Raw genomic sequence first — 15,748 nt, 5'->3', positions numbered from 1 at the left:
TCGGCGGTGCACGCAGCGTCCGCCGCGTGCCTTCGCGGTGCCTCGCTTGCGGTGCGGTCCGAGCGCGGTGCTCGGTCTGGTCGAGCCCGGCTGGTCGCCAGGGCGTCCGTCGCGCGCTGTGGAGTTTCGGGTGCGGCGCTGTCCGCGGTGGTCGTCTCGGCCGGTGTCGCCTCGGAGTCGCATTCCTCGGCCGCGGACGAGCTCGACACCTCGAGTGTGTGCGCTTCGACGGCGGGGAAGGCGTCCGCCGCGAGCCGTCGCGGTGCCGCGGGTGCGGCGTTGTTCGATTCCCGCGACTGATCAGCCCGGACACGGTTGTCAGGCGGAGAGTCCACCTCGGTTGGCGTCTGACACGCGACGCTGGTCGACGGGGGCGGGGCTGGCAGAGTCGTGAACGGTTCGTCGGTGCCGCGGCGTTCGCCCCACAGGGCGCGCAAAGGCGCGGCGCCGGGGTAGTAGTGCAGGTCCGCCTCGGCCATGTGACCGAGGACAGGCGCGGTCGCGGGGAACGCGGGTGTGCCGAAGGCGTGGTCGACGAGCAGCGCCCAGCGGTGCGTGCGGCGGCCGTAGAGCCAGGTGCGGCGGGTGTAGAGACGGTCGTCCTCGGTGCTGCGCACGCCGAGGGTCATCCACTGGTCGCGGACCAGCGGCTCGCCCCGTACCGCCTCGGCCGGATTGGGATAGCCGATGTGGGTGCGAACGCTGGCGCGCAGGGCCGGCGCCAGGTCGTCGAGGCGACGGTGTGCGGCGACGAGCAGGTGCAGTCTGGCGTATTCGCGCAACACCGGCTCGGGCCAATCGGCGCGGGTCGCCATGATCAGCGGCAGCCTGCGCAGCGCTCCCGCGACGCCGGGCGCCTGCGCGTCGACCATGCGCGCCGCGATCGTCTCGAACGCCTGGTAGGACCGGTCGGCCTGGGCGAGACCGGTGCGCACCTGGTCGCCGAGCCAGATGTCCAGTTCCTCCAAGCCCGCCGTCACGCGCACCCGCCGCTGCTCCGCGGTGGCCGGATTGGCCGTGCGTTGCGCGGCGGGCTTCGGGGTGCGGGAGGCACGCCAGGCCAGCCATTCCGCCGCGAAGTCCGCGACCTCGGCGGCGGGTGCGACCGCGCCGTGCGACCAGAGCAGCAGCAGCGAGAGCGCGTGCTTGCACGGCGTCTTGCGGCTCGGACAGTCGCACGAATACGCGGGGCCGGACAGGTCGACGATCGTCGCGTACGGCTCGGGTCCGCTGCCTCGGCACCGGCCCCACACGGCGTCCTCGCGATATCCGGTGTCGCGCCAGCGGTCCGCGAGGGCGCGCGCCGCCCCGAGCGAGCTCGCATCCGGCGCGAGCGCGCCGACCCGCTCCTCGGGCCACGGTGCGTTCATCGGGCGGCGCCCGAACGTCCGTGCGTCATCCTCGTCTCCCGTTTTCCTCGTTGTTCGATTTCTACCCGAGGCCGCCGACAAGGGGCGCGGGTACCTGTGCGCCCAGCCCGGCGAAGTCCGCCTTGGCGTTTGAGCCGACTGCTGTGGCGTTTCGGTCGCGTGCACGCCGCGGCGCGGCTGTTGCAACTGGCATGACAACGACACTCACCGCCGCGACCTCGGCACCGAAGTCCCTTCGCCGGGTGTGGCCTGCCTTGTTCACCATGTTCCTCGGCAGTTTCACCCTCGTGACGGCCGAATTCCTACCCCCGGGGGTGCTGACCGCGCTCGCGAACGACCTGCGTGTCGAGGAGGGCGTGGTCGGTCTTTCGGTCAGCGCGACGGCGTTGACCGCGCTGCTCGCCGCACTCGGACTGAGTTCGCTGTTCCCGCGGCTCGATCGCCGCACGCTGCTTGCGGCGCTCACCATCGCTGCCGCCGTATCGAACGTCGTGGTAGCCCTCGCCCCGAACATCGTCCTGCTGCTGATCGCGCGGCTGCTGCTCGGTGTGGCGGTCGGCGGCTACTGGTCGATGGCTCTGGTGATCGCGGCGCAGCTGGTGCCCGCCGCCAGACTCGGCAAGGCGATGATGATCGTGAACGCGGGGACGACGGTCGCGACGGTGGCGGGCGTGCCGCTCGGCGTGCTGTTGGGCAACTACGCCGGTTGGCGCGTGGTGTTCGTGGTCGTGGCGGGGCTGTCGGTGCTGGCGGCGGTCGCGGTGAAGGTGGCGTTGCCGCCGATCACGCCGACGCGGGGAGTCGGGTGGTCGGCGATGGCCGGTGCGTTGCGGGCGGCGGGCGTGACGCTGGGTCTGGTCGGCTTGGTCGCGGTCATCGGCGGGCACTTCGCCGGCTACACCTACATCCGTCCGGCTCTCGACGAGCTGCTCGGCGCGGGCCCCACCGCGATCGCCGTGCTGCTCGCCCTGTTCGGAATCGGCGGCCTGATCGGCAATTTCGTGCTCGGGTCGCTCGCCGATCGACGCCTGAGCATTCTCCTGGTTGCCGTTCCGGCGGCCATCGGACTTTCGCTGCTCGCGATCATCGCCTCGGCGGCTGTCGCGCCGCTCGCCTATGTCGCGGTGATCATCTGGGGTGGCGCCTTCGGCGGCATCCTCAACCTGGTGCAGGTGTGGGTGTCGCGGGTGCTGTCCGATCGGATAGAGGCAGGCAGCGGCCTGGTGGTCGGTGGTTTCCAGCTCGCGATCATCCTCGGCTCGGCGATCGGTGGGCGCGGTGTGGACGGTCTCGGCCCGACCGCGACCTTCGGTCTCGCCGCGGCGGCGGCGGTGATCGGTGGGGTCGCGCTCCGGCTCTCGCTGAGCCGCGGCACCGCAGCCTGAACAATTCACGCCGTTGGCACGCGGGCCCGCCGCCGCCATTCGGACGGGGTGAGGCCCGTATGCCTGCGAAACGCTCGCCCGAACGCGGTCTCCGACGAGTAGCCGAGGCGTCGGGCGACGGCGCCGATCGCGGCGTCCCGCTCGATCAGGAAGCGCTGCGCCTTTTCGACCCGCAGTCGCGTCAGATAGCGCCCCGGCGTGAGCCCGGTCGCGGCCTGAAACCGTGCCGCGAATCCCGACCGCGAGGCCAGCGCGACCCGGGCCAACGCCTCGACGGTCCACTCTCGTCCCGGATCGGCATGCATCGCGGCCACCGCCCGCGCCACCCCGGGTTCGTTCACCCGCAACAGCCACCGCTTCGGTGCGCATCCTCGCGCATGCCAGGACTCGATCGCCATCGAGGCGACCAGGGTGGCGACCCGATCGCCCTGCACCCCTTCCGGGTCCGGACATGCCACCACGAGGTGCTGCATCATGGTCGCGGCCAGGGGCGCGTGCTGCACGAAATCGGTCAGCAGTACCCGCGACGGCAGCGCCTCCATGGCGCTACTGGACCCGACCGGCGCGAGTCGCACACACAGCACCGTGGCCTCCGACAGTGCGTTGATCGCATACCGCTGGCGATGCGGCACGAACAGGAAATCCCCCTGCGCCAGATCGTCGGCGTCACCGAGACCTTCGACGCGGACAAGCCCTTCGGTCACTACAAGCGCACTCGACTCGCCGTCCGGGTACACCCATTGCCCGGCCGGCAGCGCGAACACGTCCCGTCCGGCGAACCGCCACTGGAGCCCGGCCAGCACTTCCTCTAGCCCGCCGCGACCCACATCGACCAGCGTCAATGTGCACATCCCTCATGCTGAAACACTTGCCGGAACAACGGTACCAAGGGTGTCCGGCGATAGCCGGAGCGCGGATGCTCGGAAGTCGCTGCGCCGGTGCCGGATTCGTGGGCAGACAAGTATTGCGCCGAATTGCGTTGTCTGGCATCCTGTTCTGTTCGGCTCCGTCCGAGCCACCCAGATCGGGTGACACACCATCGAGCTGCCCGCCGGGGTTGGCCGAGGGGTGGACATCGAGGCGTGGCCGAGCCTGTTTCGATGGCCATATCCATCCCCGCGGGCAGGTTCGCATCCCCCTTCGTTCGTCCACCGCCCGGTGGGCGAATCCGGTGTGATCGGGTAGCGTTTCGCTCAGCTTTCGACGGTTACACCGCGCGCGAATGCGGGAGGGGCGCGTCGCGGTGCGGTGTGTAGGGGGTTTTCACGTGTGCCCGAAGCCCGCGGTCGACACGACGGCGGAGGCCGTACCGCGCCTGACCGAGGTGGTGGCGCGCCGGCTGAACGAGGACCCGTCGGTCACTCCGGACGTGGCGCACGCCGTGCTGCGCGCACTCGGCGCCATCGATTCCCGCGACCGGGCAAGCGAATTCGACGACTCCGGCATCTTCCTGCGCGCGATTCGGGTGCGCGGCTTCCGCGGTATCGGACCCGAGGTGACGCTGGACGTGCCGCCCGGTCCCGGTCTCACCCTGGTGGTCGGGCGCAACGGCAGCGGCAAGTCCAGTTTCGCCGAGGCCGCCGAATTGGCGCTGACCGGAGGCAATCGCCGCTGGGAGGGTCGCTCCGCCGCGTGGCGCGAGGGTTGGCGCAACCTGCACGACGGCGACACCGCGCGCATCGAACTGGAATTGCTCACCGGCGGCGAAGATCCGGAACTGATCATCACCAAGGAGTGGTCGCCGACGGCCGAGTTGACCGACGCGCGCTGGAGCGAACGGCGAAAGGGCGGCGCACCAGCGGAATTCGACGCCGGGCGGTGGGCGTCGGTGCTCGAGCTGTACCGCCCGTTCCTGTCCTACAGCGAACTCGGCACCCTCGTTGACGGCAAGCCGAGCGACCTGTTCGACGCGCTGCACCAGCTGCTCGGCCTCGACGAATTGACCTTGGCGCAGGAGCGGATTCGCGCGCGCCGACTCGAATTGGAGCGCGCCGCACGGGATTCCCGTCAGGAACGGATCGACCTGCTCGAGACCATGGAGACGCTGGCCGACGACCGTGCGGTTCGGATGGCGACCCTGCTGCGGCCCGCGCAACCCGACCTCACCGCCGTCGGCCGCGACATGCTCGGCACCACCGACGGCGCCGACGGTCCGGAAGGGCTGCGCGCCATCGTGCGACTCGCGCTGCCCACCGAGGCCGAGGTGGACGCGGTCGCCACCCGTCTGGAAGCCTGCGCTGCCACCCTGGCGCGCGATTCCACCGCCGACGCCGAGGCCGACTGGCGGGTGTTGCAGCTGCTGCGCCGCGCCCGTGCGCACGTGGCGGCGAGCGGGGACTGCGCCTGCCCGGTGTGCGGGCGCGGCAGGCTGGACGAGGAGTGGGCGCGGCACGCGGACATCTCCATCGCGCGGCTCGCCGCCCGGGTCGACGCGCTCACCACCGCACGCGACGAGCTGCGCAACGCCGTGCGCGCGGCGCGGGCGCTGCCCGAGCATGTGCCGCCCGAACTCGATTTCGATCCGCGCAATCCGCCGACCGTCGACACCACCGCGGTGCGCAGGGCATGGACGGAATGGGCCGCGCTGAGCAGCGCGGAGTACTCGCCGGAACTGCCGGAACGGTTGCGCTGGGCGCACACTCGCCTCGTCGACGAGCTCGAGCTGGTGCAGCAGGGCACCCGCAAGGAGCTGGACCGGCTGGACGAGGTGTGGGCGCCGCTTGTGCCGAGGATCGCGGCGTGGCTGGACGGCGCGCGCGAGGTGGCGATGCGGGCCGGCGAACTGCGCACCCTCAAGCGCGCCGAGGACTGGCTCAAGTCGGCCACGGCGGGTCTGCGCGACGAGCGCATGGCTCCGCTGGAGACGACGGCGCGCTGGGTCTGGCGCACCCTGCGCCAGCAGAGCAACGTGGAACTCGGCGCGATTCGGTTGCAGGGCAACGCCGGTACCGCGCGCCGGGTGCTGCTCGACGTCACCGTCGACGAGGTAGACGGCGCGGCGCTCGGCGTGATGAGTCAGGGCGAGCTGCACGCGCTCGGACTCTCGCTGTTCCTGCCTCGGGCGACGGTGGAGGAGAGCCCTTTTCGCTTCGTCATGATCGATGACCCGGTGCAGGCCATGGATCCGGCGAAGGTCGACGGTCTGGCCAGGGTGCTGGCATTCGTCGCGTGGACGCGGCAGGTGGTGGTGTTCACCCACGACGAGCGATTGGCCGAGGCGGTGCGCCGGATGCAGCTGGACGCCTGTGTGCTGGAGGTGCAGCGGCGCGAACGATCCGTGATCGAGGTGCGCACGTCCAGCGATCCGGTGCGTCGCTACCTGGACGACGCCCGGTCGCTGGTGCGCACCCCCCAGCTGCCGCCCGCCATCGCGGACGAACTCGTCGCTACCTGCTGCCGGTCCGCGCTGGAGGCGGCCAGCTTGGCCAGGGCTCGGCGCGACCTCCTGGCGCGCGGCATGAACCATCGCGAGGTGGAGCGGCACATCGAGGGCGCGCAGACCACCCGCGCCATGGTCGCGCTCGCGGTGATGGGCGTCGGCTACAACGTCGACAACCTCAACAAACACCTTGCGCGAGAAGGAAAATGGCTGGTCGGTGCGCTGCGAGACGTGACGGCGGGCGCCCACGTGCCGATCGATCGCGGTATGCGCGAACTGATCTCGAACACCGAACGATTCATCGCCTGGATGAGTCGGTGAGCGAGCGAGTTCGGCCGCGTGCGATGCGGCGGGGCGGCGGCGAGGCGTTGTCGTGCGAGGGGGTTCGGCCGCTTGCGATGCGGCGGGGCGATTGCGAGGCCTCGTTGTGAACAGCGACCGTCAGCGACCGCGCGGACCGCGTCGGCGTCCACCGGGCCGGTCGAAGCCGAGGGCACCACGACCGACCGTCGCCGAGCGGCTCGACGCGGTCGACCGCCTGCTGGACGGCGAAGTGACCGCCGCGGGCGGCGTGTGGTCGCGAGCGACCGCCTGGATCCTGCGGCTCGCCCTCGAGCAGGCGGTCGACGAACTGTGGGCACGCCGCGCCCCGGAACTGGCACGCTGCCCGATGCGCGCCCAACTCCTCGCGCTACGCGTCTACGCCGGACCCGAAACCGGCGCACAGGTGGCCGCGGTGTGGGCAGCACTCTCCCGCGCCGCCCACCACCACGACTACGAACTCGCCCCGAGCGTGACCGAACTCCGCCGCTGGCGCGAACAGACCGCCGCCATCGCGAGCGTCCTGTCCAGAGTCGGCGGTGGTGGATCGGCGTGGGTGCGCACCGAGATCGCCTCGGATTGACGATCGGTCGATCCGGCTTGCGACAGTGATACTGACGTGCGCCGCAGAGCAGGCGAATGCCCCCGCGATTGTCGCGGAAGTGCGTGCTGGCGAATGTCGCCACGGGCGAAGCGCCTCCGCTCCACCATCGGTGCGGGCAGGTGGTGGATGGCGAAGCGGGGCGGGGAGAATCCGGGTATGGGTCAGTCGCAACAATGTCCGTGCCGCCGCGGGGAACCGTTCGAGGAGTGCTGCGGTCCAGCGCTTTCCGGTGCGCGCCCGGCCGCGACGGCCGAAGCGCTGATGCGTTCGCGGTACACCGCGTTCGCCGTGGGTGATGTCGATTACCTGCGGCGGTCCTGGCATTCGCGGACGAGGCCGAAGCGGCTCGAGCTCGATCCCGGGCAGCGGTGGCTGTTTCTGGAGATCGTGCGCACCGAGCGCGGCGGGCCGTTCGACGACACGGGGACCGTCGAGTTCGTCGCGCACTACCGTGCCGAGGGCGGGCGCGGCTCGCTGCACGAGGTCAGCCGGTTCGTGCGGGAGGACGGGGTGTGGGTCTACCTCGACGGTGTCATCGAGCCGTGAGTCCCCGAGCCGTGTAAACCGAGGCATGAGCGGAGAGCCTGAGCCGCGAGCAGTGAGCCGGGTGCCGCAAGCGGTGCGGCGTGAGCTCTGACGGCCGCCGAAAGCGCGAGTACGGCTTCGCTTCGGTAGCGTCCACTCCCATGCCACGTGTTGCGATCGAGTACTGCACCCAGTGCCGCTGGCTGCTGCGGGCGAGCTGGATGGCGCAGGAGCTGCTGAGCACCTTCGCCACCGATCTGGGCGAGGTGGCGCTGATCCCCGGCACGGGCGGGGTGTTCCGGATCACCGTCGACGGCGAACAGGTGTGGGAACGCAAGGCCGACGGCGGCTTCCCCGACATCGCCGTGCTCAAGCAAAGGGTGCGCGATCGCGTCGCGCCGGACCGTGATCTCGGCCACGTCGACCGGCGCGAGTCCGAAGACTGAGCCGGGGCGTCAGCCGCAGCAACCTCCACCACAGCAGCCGCCACCGCTCGGCGGCGGCGCCGAGACCTGCGGCGCATTGCCGCCACCACGGCCGACGGTGGCGAACGTGGTCAGCAGTTTCACCGTGTCGTCGTGGCCGTTCGGGCAGGACGCCGGGTCCGACGACTCGGCCATGGGGCGATTCACCTCGAAGGTGTCACCGCAGCTGCGGCACCGGAAGCTGTAATTCGGCACCGGCCAAGGGTAGCGCGGATCACGGATGATGCGTCCGCCCCCGTGGCACTCCGTAACCGCACGTACCCTCGAATTAGAGATCACGACGTGCGGACCCGGGGTGTAAGCAAACCCGCAGCGCACCGACGGGTCATGGGCAGGAGGTGCGCAACGATGAGCACTCAGTTCGAGACCGAACCGTGCTGGGATGTGGACGGCGCCGAGCCCATAGTCGAAACGACCTCCGGCCGGGTGCGCGGTTTCCTCGACGGACCGATCGCCGCCTGGCGCAGCATTCCCTACGCGGCGCCCGTCACCGGCACGCGGCGGTTCCGCCCGCCGACACCGCCGGAGCCGTGGGACGGCGTTCGGGACTGTCTGACATTCGGCGCCATCGCCCCGCAGACCATGGGCACCATGGTCCCGGTCGACTCGGAACTGCGGATGGGCGAGGACTGCCTCTGGCTCAACGTGTGGGCGCCACGCGCCCGCGCGGAGGAGCCGCGCCCGGTCATGGTCTGGCTGCACGGCGGCGCCTACTGCCTCGGTACCGCGGCACAGGCCATCTACGACGGCCGCCGCCTCGCCGAGACGGGCGACGTGATCGTGGTCGGCGTCAACTACCGGCTCGGCGCGCTGGGCTTCCTCGATCTGTCCTCGCTGTTCCACGGCTTCACACCGAACCTCGGCCTGCACGATCAACTGGCCGCGCTCGAATGGGTGCGCGAGAACATCGCGCGGTTCGGCGGCGACCCGGACAATGTGACGCTGTTCGGCGAGTCGTCCGGCGCGGGCTGTGTGACGGCGCTGCTCACCGCGCCGCGGGCGGCGGGGCTGTTCCATCGCGCCATCGCCCAGAGCCCGCCCGCCACCACCGTTTTCGGTCGGGAGCGGGCGGCGATCGTGGCGCGGCGCTACTTGGAACTGCTGGAGATGTCCCCGACGCAGGCCCTCGATCTGATCGACCTGCCGATCGAGCGGGTGGTGCGGGCGGCAGGCGTGCTGCTCGACGAGATCCCGCTCAAGGAACCCGGCCGCCTCGCCGCGGCCCCGGTGGTGGACGGCGATCTGCTACCCGGCTATCCGATCGACCGATTCCAGCAGGGCCGCTCGCACCAGGTGCCGCTCATCATCGGCACCAACAAGGACGAGGCCTCGCTGTTCCGGCTGTTCCGTTCGCCGATCATGCCGGTGACGCCGGACGCGGTGAACGTGATGCTGCGCGACGTGGCGGCGGGTCACCCGGAACTGTCGGCCGAGCGGATCGCCGAGATCACCTCCGCCTACCCGGATCTGGCCAAGACCCGCGGCGCGCTGGCCATGTCCACCGACGCGGCGTTCCGCATGCCGGCGCACTGGGTGGCCGACGCGCACGCGACCCACTCGATGACCTGGGCCTATCGCTTCGACCACGCGACGCCGATGCTGCGCGCGGCCCGCGTCGGCGCCGGACACGCCACCGAATTGCCGTATGTCTTCGGCAATTTCGGCACGCTGAACCACGACCCGACGTTCTGGCTCGGCGGCCGCAAACAGGCGACGGAGGTGTCGGGGCGGATGATGCGCCGCTGGCTGGCCTTCGCGCGGCACGGTGTGCCCGCCGCGCTGGACGGTTCCAAGCACTGGCCGCCGTACCGGCCGTCGACGCGCACCACGCTGGTCATCGACGCCGTCGACCGCGTCGTCGATGATCCCGACCGCGACCTGCACACCGCGTGGGGCGATCAGGCCGTCGGCTTCAGCTGAACCTCAGACGGATGTCGGCTCCGGCGCCTTGGCCACCGCGCGGCGGCCGAGGCGCACTGGCATCCGCTCGTAACCGTGCAGCGTGAACAGGCTCCTGCGCCGCGGCTCGCCGTCCAAGCGCAGGTCGGGGAACCGCTCGAACAGCGCGCGCAGCGCGTACACGCCCTCCATGCGGGCCAGGCTGGCGCCGAGACAAACGTGGATGCCGTTGCTGAACGAGAGGTGATCCTTGGCGTTCGGGCGGGCCACGTCGAAGCGGGTCGGATCCGGGAAGACCTTCGGATCGCGGTTCGCGCCGGCCAGCGAGAGCACGAGGGTGTGGCCTTTGCGCAACTGCTTGCCGTCGAGTTCCAGGTCGGACAGCGCGGTGCGCGCGGTGGTCTGCACGGGCGAGTCGATGCGCAGCACCTCCTCGATCGCGTTCGGCCACAGCTCCGGTTCGTCGCGCAGCCTGGCGAGCTGGTCGGGATGGCTGAGCAGCTGAACGACGCCGTTGCCGATGAGGTTGACCGTGGTCTCGAAGCCCGCGCCCATCAGCAGGCTCGCGGTGGCCTTCAGCGCGTAGTCGTCCAGTTCGCCCGCGGTGACGAGGGTGCTGAGAATGTCGTCGCCCGGCTCGCGGCGCAGGCGGGCGATGTGACCGTCGAAGTACCGGTTCATCACCTCCATCGCCCGCATGGCCCGATGGTGCGCGCGCCACGAGATGCCGACGTCCAGCAGCGGAGTCAGCTGGTCACCCCAGTTCAGGAAGCGGTCGCGGTCGGCGTAGGGGAAGCCGAGCATCTCGGAGATGATCGCGATCGGCACCTGCGCGGCGAACGAGGCGATCAGATCGGCCGAGCCGCCGGAGGGCAGCGCGTCGAGCAGCTCTTCGGTGACCGTCTCGACGCGGTCGCGCAGCCTGGCGATGGCGCGCGGGGTGAACGCCGAGGCGACCGGCTTGCGCATCGCCGTGTGTTCGGGCGGATCGATCACCAGCATCGAGGGCGGGTCGACCGGGTTGGGCGGCATCGGCGTACGGCCCGTGAGCAGCCGCAACGGCTTGGGGATGTCGAAGCTCTCGGGGGTGCGCACACCGAAGCGGGGGTCGCGCAGCACGGCTCGGCACAGTTCGTGGTCGAAGGTGGCCCAGGACAGCGACGTGCGCACGATCCGGCCGCGGCCGCGCAGTTCCTCGATGAGCGGATAGGGATCGGCGATGCCGTCCGGCGCGCCCATCAGCCGCGCGAACGGATCACCGCGACGCGCCTGAGTGCGCAGGACAAGCCTGGGCGTGCCCTGCTGCGACAGCCAACGGAACCAATACTGCGGCTTCATATCCCACCAACTCCATCGTTGTGCGATATGTCCACCGTACGGACTCCGGGCCGATTCTGGAACGTGCTCCGGTCGGATGCGTGCTCCTACTCGGGTAGGAGAACGTCTTGCCCGTGCGGTGCGCGTCGCCCCCGCGGCGGGGTCGTCAGCCGACCTGGACGGTGACGCGCTCGCTCTCGATGCGGCGCTCCCGCTGGCCGGGGTCCGGATTGACGACCTGCACCAGGGACGCGCCCGCGGCGAGCACGGCGACGAAGCCGTTGATCAGTTCGTCCGCGGTGTCCCACGGCGCGCTCGACAGCACCCGGTCGCCCTCCGAGAAACCCTGCCGCATGGCCGATTTCCGTGCGGCGGCGAGCACCTCGGCGACCTGCATGCCGTCCAGCGCGACGCCGGTGCCGCGCGGGAAGAACTGATCGCCGTGCACGCGCACCGCGGTGGCGAAATCGGTGATGCCGACCGGCAGGTCACGGACGGGCGCGCCGAGCGGGTCCAGCGAGAGCGCGGCGACCTCGGCGACGCCGTCGGCGTCATCGATGCGGTCGGCCGTCACCAATGCCAGGTCGGCGTCCGGATCGGGGCTCAGCACCACCTCGGTGCCCGCCCACCAGCAGCCGAGCAGCACGGCGGCGGTCTGCCAGTGCGCGGGCAGCAGCACCGCGACCCGCGCGCCGGGACTCAGGCCGAACTCGTCGCGGATCAGATTGGCCGTCTTGGCCGCCCAGTTCGCCAGCGTCAGGCCGGACAGTTCGATCCGGGCGCCGGTGGCGTCGTCGTAATAGGTGACGCGCGGTCCCGCGGGCTCGCGGGCGAGGATCGGGTCGAGCACCGCCTCGGTGAGGGTCAGTGCATGGGTCTTGTCACGCATCAGTGGCTTCACGCTTCAGTTCACGCATTTCGGTCCATTCTGGCCTGCGTCGATCGGTGGGGCGGGCGGAACCGGCGTCGCGGTCGTCGACGTTCCGGAGAAGTCGAACGTGGAGCTCGCGGCCGAGCCCGGCCCAGAATAGTCGCTTGCCAGCACGACGCTCACCGAGTCCGGTGACATCGTCGGATCCGCGACCACCGTGAGCTTGCCGAGGGCCTCGGCGACCGCCTTGGCCTTCGGATCCGCGCTGTCCGCCGCGAGCACCCGGCTGCCGGTGACACTTCCACCGGAATAGTTGCCCACCCGGCCCGCCTGGAAACCCTTCGCCGTCAAGGCCTGCGACACCTGACCGGCCAGACCGCCGATGCCGCTGGCGTTGAGGACGTTCACCGTGACCGTCCCGGGATCCACCGCGGGTGGGTCGGATTCCTCGGCCTTCTCCCCGACGAGCGAGGCCACGTAGGACTTGACCGCCTTCGGCTCCACCCGGACCACGGACTCGCCGTCGCTGGTCGTGCCGTTGAGATCGGCCACCGGAATGGTCTCGAACTGGACCTGACCGCCGGAGAGATCCTGGAGTTGCTGGAGGAACGCCACCACGTCCCAGTCTTCGTCGAGCACCACCGTGCGCCCGACCGCCTCGCTCAGCTGGCCGAGCCGCGCCGGGCTGCTGAGCGTCTTCGCGCTGAGCACCTGACCGACCAGCTGGGCCATGAACACCTGCTGCCGCACGATCCGGTCCAGGTCGCCGCGCTGCAGGTCGTGGCGCTGGCGCACGAAACTCAGCGCCTGCCTGCCGTCCAGCCGCTGACGGCCCGCGGGGAAGTCCGCGCCCGACATCCACTCGTCCACCGCGTTGTTCAGACACACCTCGACGCCGCCGACCGCGTCGGTGAGCAGCACGAAGCCGAGCAGGCTGACCTCGGCGTAGTGGTCGACGGTGATGCCGGTCAGGTTGGCGACGGTCTTGATCAGCGCCTGCCGCCCCGCCTTGGTCGACTTCTGCTCGGCCTCGGCCTCGGCGACGCCCTGTTCGATGAGCTTCTGCCGCTCGGTCTCCTTGGTCGCGCCGTACGCGGAATTGATCTTGCCGGTGCCGATGCCGGGGATGTCGACGTAGGAGTCGCGCGGTATCGAGATGGCGGTCGCTGAGCTGCCGTCGTTGGGCACCCGGACCAGCACGATGGTGTCGGTGTTGGTGCCAACCTCGTCGCCGGCGTGCAGCATCGCGCGCTCGGCGTCGGTGAGCGGGTTGCCGTGCGCGTCGGTGCGGCTGTCCACGCCGACCAGGAGGATGTCGACCGCGCCGTCGCGGCCGCCGCCGAGGCCGAGATCGCCGATGCGCTGGATGTTGGAGATCAGCGAGTCGACGCTGTGCCAGGCGAATCCGGTGATGACCAGCACCACGGCGGCCAGTGCCGCGACGAAGGCGTGCACCGGGCCCCACGAACCGTCGCCGCCGCGCACGCCGGCTGGTCTCGACGGCATCGATGTGCTCCTCCGCTGCAACTGAGCATCCTCTCGACAAGCCCCTGTTCACCCCGACCGCCCCCGATCCGGCCCCCGCGGCCGATCCGTAGATCCCGCGGCCCCGGAGCCGTGGCACAAGGCTAACCAACGGTTACCCCGCGGGACGGCACCCGCGAGTGTCACGGCGTGCCAGACTTGCGCCCGTGACCGCCGCCGTACCGCCCGCCGCCGCCGCTCGTCTCGTCGTCACCGGGGCCGGTGGACAAGTCGGCGGGGAGCTGTTGCGCCTCGCGCCGCACGCCCGCGGTTACGGCCGCGCCGACCTCGACGTCACCGACGCCGACGCGGTGCGCGCCGCGATCAACCCCGGTGACGTGGTGCTCAACTGCGCCGCGTACACCGCGGTGGACAAGGCCGAGTCCGAGCCCGAAGCCGCCTTCGCGGGCAACGAGACCGGCCCGGCCGTGCTCGCCGCGGTCTGCGCGACCGTCGACGCCCGGCTCATCCATCTCTCCACCGACTATGTCTTCCCGGGTACCCAGCGCGAACCGTATGACACGGACGACCCGACCGGACCCGCCACGGTGTACGGGCGATCCAAACTGGCGGGGGAGCGGGCGGTCCTGGACACGGCGCCGAATTCGCATGTGGTGCGGACGGCCTGGGTGTACAGCGGGCGCGGCGGTGACTTCGTCGCGACCATGCTGCGGCTGGAACGCGAGCGCGAGACCGTCGACGTGGTGAACGACCAGATCGGGTCGCCGACCTACGCGGCGGATCTCGCGGCGGGCCTGCTCGAGCTCGTCGCGCGGCCGGACGCGCCGCGGCTGCTGCACGCGACCAACGCGGGCGTCGCGAGCTGGTTCGACCTGGCGAGGGCGGTGTTCGCCGAGGTCGGCGCCGATCCGGAGCGGGTGCGGCCGTGCGATTCCACGGCCTACCCCAGACCCGCACGGCGCCCGGCCTATTCGGTGCTGTCGGACCGGGCCTGGCGATCGGCCGGGTTGACGCCGCTGCGGGACTGGCGCGCCGCGCTGCACGACGCGCTGCGCAGCCGGGAATGACGGCGAGAACCTGTCGGGCCGTGGTCTTTTCAATGCCCTCGGCGGACCGTTGGAAGACCGATCGGTCTGGCATCGGTCCTGCACCGGGGCACGCGTGGTCGCGTTGTTCCGACTAGGCTCGCCAAATGTGAGCGCTTCCGATTCCGCGGCCCCCGGTGGCCTTGCCGTCGTCACGGTGACTTATTCGCCCGGCGAGCACCTCGAGCACTTCATCACCACCCTCGCCCACGCCACCAGCGAGAAACCGCAGGTGATCCTGGCCGACAACGGTTCGGTCGACGGCGTGCCCGAGCTGGTGGCCGAGGCCAACTCGCACGTGCGGCTATTGCGCACCGGCGGCAACATCGGATACGGCGGCGCGATCAACCGCGCCGTGGCCGAGATCGACCCGAGCATCGAATTCGTCGTCATCGCCAACCCCGACATCCGCTGGGGCACCGATTCCATCGACAAGCTGCTCGAGGCCGCCAAGCGCTGGCCGAGGGCGGGCGCGCTCGGCCCGATGGTGCTGGAGCCGGACGGCAGCGTGTACCCGTCGGCGCGCTCGGTGCCCGGTCTGCTGGACGGCGCGGGCCACGCCATCCTGGGCACGGTGTGGCCAGGCAACCCGTGGACCCGCCGCTACCGGCAGGAGAACGAGCAGATCTCCGAGCGCACCGTCGGCTGGCTGTCCGGCTCCTGCCTGCTGGTGCGCCGCGCCGCCTTCGACTCGATCGAGGGCTTCGACTCGCGCTACTTCATGTACATGGAGGACGTCGACTTCGGCGACCGCATGGGCAAGGCGGGCTGGCACAACGTCTTCGTGCCGTCGGCCGAGGTCACCCACGCCAAGGGCCACGCGGCAGGACGCCACCCCGAGGTGATGCTGCCCGCCCACCACGCCAGCGCCTACCGGTTCCAGGCCGACCGGCATCCGCACTGGTGGCAGGCGCCGCTGCGGCTCGCGTTGCGCGCCGGACTTGCGATTCGCTCCCGGATTGCGGTTCGATCTGCGCTGCGTGAGTTGGCCAGGGAACAGGGTCGACAGGCGTAGCAGCGCG

14 protein-coding genes are annotated in these 15,748 nt (G+C 70.8%); 8 read left to right on the top strand and 6 right to left on the bottom strand.

Annotation, left to right across the window (positions count from 1 at the left end):
* Positions 1 to 1,370 (bottom strand): SWIM zinc finger family protein (locus NAM01S_RS29695; RefSeq protein ID WP_174554879.1); only part of this gene is annotated, 1,370 nt, incomplete at its 3' end.
* Between the two features lie 191 nt (positions 1,371 to 1,561).
* On the opposite strand from NAM01S_RS29695, the gene NAM01S_RS29690 reads away from it, so the two are divergent.
* On the top strand, positions 1,562 to 2,755 hold the full coding sequence (locus NAM01S_RS29690; protein ID WP_067791551.1) for an MFS transporter: 1,194 nt from the start codon (positions 1,562 to 1,564) through the stop codon (positions 2,753 to 2,755).
* Positions 2,756 to 2,760: 5 nt separating this feature from the next.
* Here the strand turns inward: NAM01S_RS29690 and NAM01S_RS29685 are convergent, their stop codons facing one another.
* Positions 2,761 to 3,606 (bottom strand): helix-turn-helix domain-containing protein, encoded by an 846-nt coding sequence (locus tag NAM01S_RS29685; RefSeq protein WP_067791550.1) that lies wholly within the window; start codon positions 3,604 to 3,606, stop codon positions 2,761 to 2,763.
* A 416-nt stretch (positions 3,607 to 4,022) separates the two neighbouring features.
* Here NAM01S_RS29685 and NAM01S_RS29680 point away from each other — a divergent pair, with 416 nt between their 5' ends.
* The 4 genes from NAM01S_RS29680 (at position 4,023) to NAM01S_RS29665 (ending at position 8,030) form a co-directional block, all read left to right on the top strand.
* Positions 4,023 to 6,455 carry an AAA family ATPase gene (locus NAM01S_RS29680; protein ID WP_253798357.1) on the top strand — a complete coding sequence of 811 codons (2,433 nt, stop codon included), beginning with the start codon at positions 4,023 to 4,025 and terminating at the stop codon, positions 6,453 to 6,455.
* A 106-nt stretch (positions 6,456 to 6,561) separates the two neighbouring features.
* Positions 6,562 to 7,038 carry a hypothetical protein gene (locus tag NAM01S_RS29675; protein WP_253798354.1) on the top strand — a complete coding sequence of 159 codons (477 nt, stop codon included), beginning with the start codon at positions 6,562 to 6,564 and terminating at the stop codon, positions 7,036 to 7,038.
* A 177-nt stretch (positions 7,039 to 7,215) separates the two neighbouring features.
* Entirely contained in the window at positions 7,216 to 7,605 is a 390-nt protein-coding gene (locus tag NAM01S_RS29670) for a YchJ family protein (RefSeq protein ID WP_174554878.1), read from the top strand.
* Positions 7,606 to 7,745: 140 nt separating this feature from the next.
* Complete coding sequence (locus NAM01S_RS29665; protein ID WP_067791546.1) at positions 7,746 to 8,030, top strand: Rdx family protein; 285 nt, start codon at positions 7,746 to 7,748, stop codon at positions 8,028 to 8,030.
* Between the two features lie 9 nt (positions 8,031 to 8,039).
* On the opposite strand, the gene NAM01S_RS34475 is transcribed toward NAM01S_RS29665, so the two are convergent.
* A complete protein-coding gene (locus NAM01S_RS34475) occupies positions 8,040 to 8,264 on the bottom strand; it encodes an FmdB family zinc ribbon protein (RefSeq protein WP_084483419.1) in 225 nt (74 codons plus the stop codon).
* 153 nt (positions 8,265 to 8,417) lie between these two features.
* On the opposite strand from NAM01S_RS34475, the gene NAM01S_RS29660 reads away from it, so the two are divergent.
* Positions 8,418 to 9,989 (top strand): carboxylesterase/lipase family protein, encoded by a 1,572-nt coding sequence (locus NAM01S_RS29660; RefSeq protein ID WP_067791544.1) that lies wholly within the window; start codon positions 8,418 to 8,420, stop codon positions 9,987 to 9,989.
* Positions 9,990 to 9,992: 3 nt separating this feature from the next.
* Here the strand turns inward: NAM01S_RS29660 and NAM01S_RS29655 are convergent, their stop codons facing one another.
* The 3 genes from NAM01S_RS29655 to NAM01S_RS29645 all read right to left on the bottom strand — a co-directional run bounded on the left by NAM01S_RS29655 (position 9,993) and on the right by NAM01S_RS29645 (position 13,662).
* Positions 9,993 to 11,306: a cytochrome P450 gene (locus NAM01S_RS29655; RefSeq protein ID WP_067791542.1), complete on the bottom strand. Its 1,314-nt coding sequence runs from the start codon at positions 11,304 to 11,306 to the stop codon at positions 9,993 to 9,995.
* Positions 11,307 to 11,451: 145 nt separating this feature from the next.
* Positions 11,452 to 12,174: a TIGR03089 family protein gene (locus NAM01S_RS29650; protein ID WP_067791539.1), complete on the bottom strand. Its 723-nt coding sequence runs from the start codon at positions 12,172 to 12,174 to the stop codon at positions 11,452 to 11,454.
* 15 nt (positions 12,175 to 12,189) lie between these two features.
* On the bottom strand, positions 12,190 to 13,662 hold the full coding sequence (locus NAM01S_RS29645; protein ID WP_084483418.1) for an LCP family protein: 1,473 nt from the start codon (positions 13,660 to 13,662) through the stop codon (positions 12,190 to 12,192).
* Positions 13,663 to 13,847: 185 nt separating this feature from the next.
* On the opposite strand from NAM01S_RS29645, the gene rfbD reads away from it, so the two are divergent.
* Both rfbD and NAM01S_RS29635 read left to right on the top strand, forming a co-directional pair.
* Positions 13,848 to 14,708, top strand: coding sequence for a dTDP-4-dehydrorhamnose reductase (gene rfbD, locus NAM01S_RS29640; protein WP_067791537.1), 861 nt, complete (start codon positions 13,848 to 13,850; stop codon positions 14,706 to 14,708).
* Positions 14,709 to 14,835: 127 nt separating this feature from the next.
* Complete coding sequence (locus tag NAM01S_RS29635) at positions 14,836 to 15,741, top strand: glycosyltransferase family 2 protein (RefSeq protein ID WP_067791534.1); 906 nt, start codon at positions 14,836 to 14,838, stop codon at positions 15,739 to 15,741.
* Positions 15,742 to 15,748 lie beyond the last annotated feature (7 nt).

The organism is Nocardia amikacinitolerans NBRC 108937 (genome assembly GCF_001612615.1).
In the GTDB taxonomy this organism is placed as follows: Bacteria; Actinomycetota; Actinomycetes; order Mycobacteriales; family Mycobacteriaceae; genus Nocardia; species Nocardia amikacinitolerans.
This window is presented reverse-complemented; position numbering and strand designations above follow the sequence as displayed.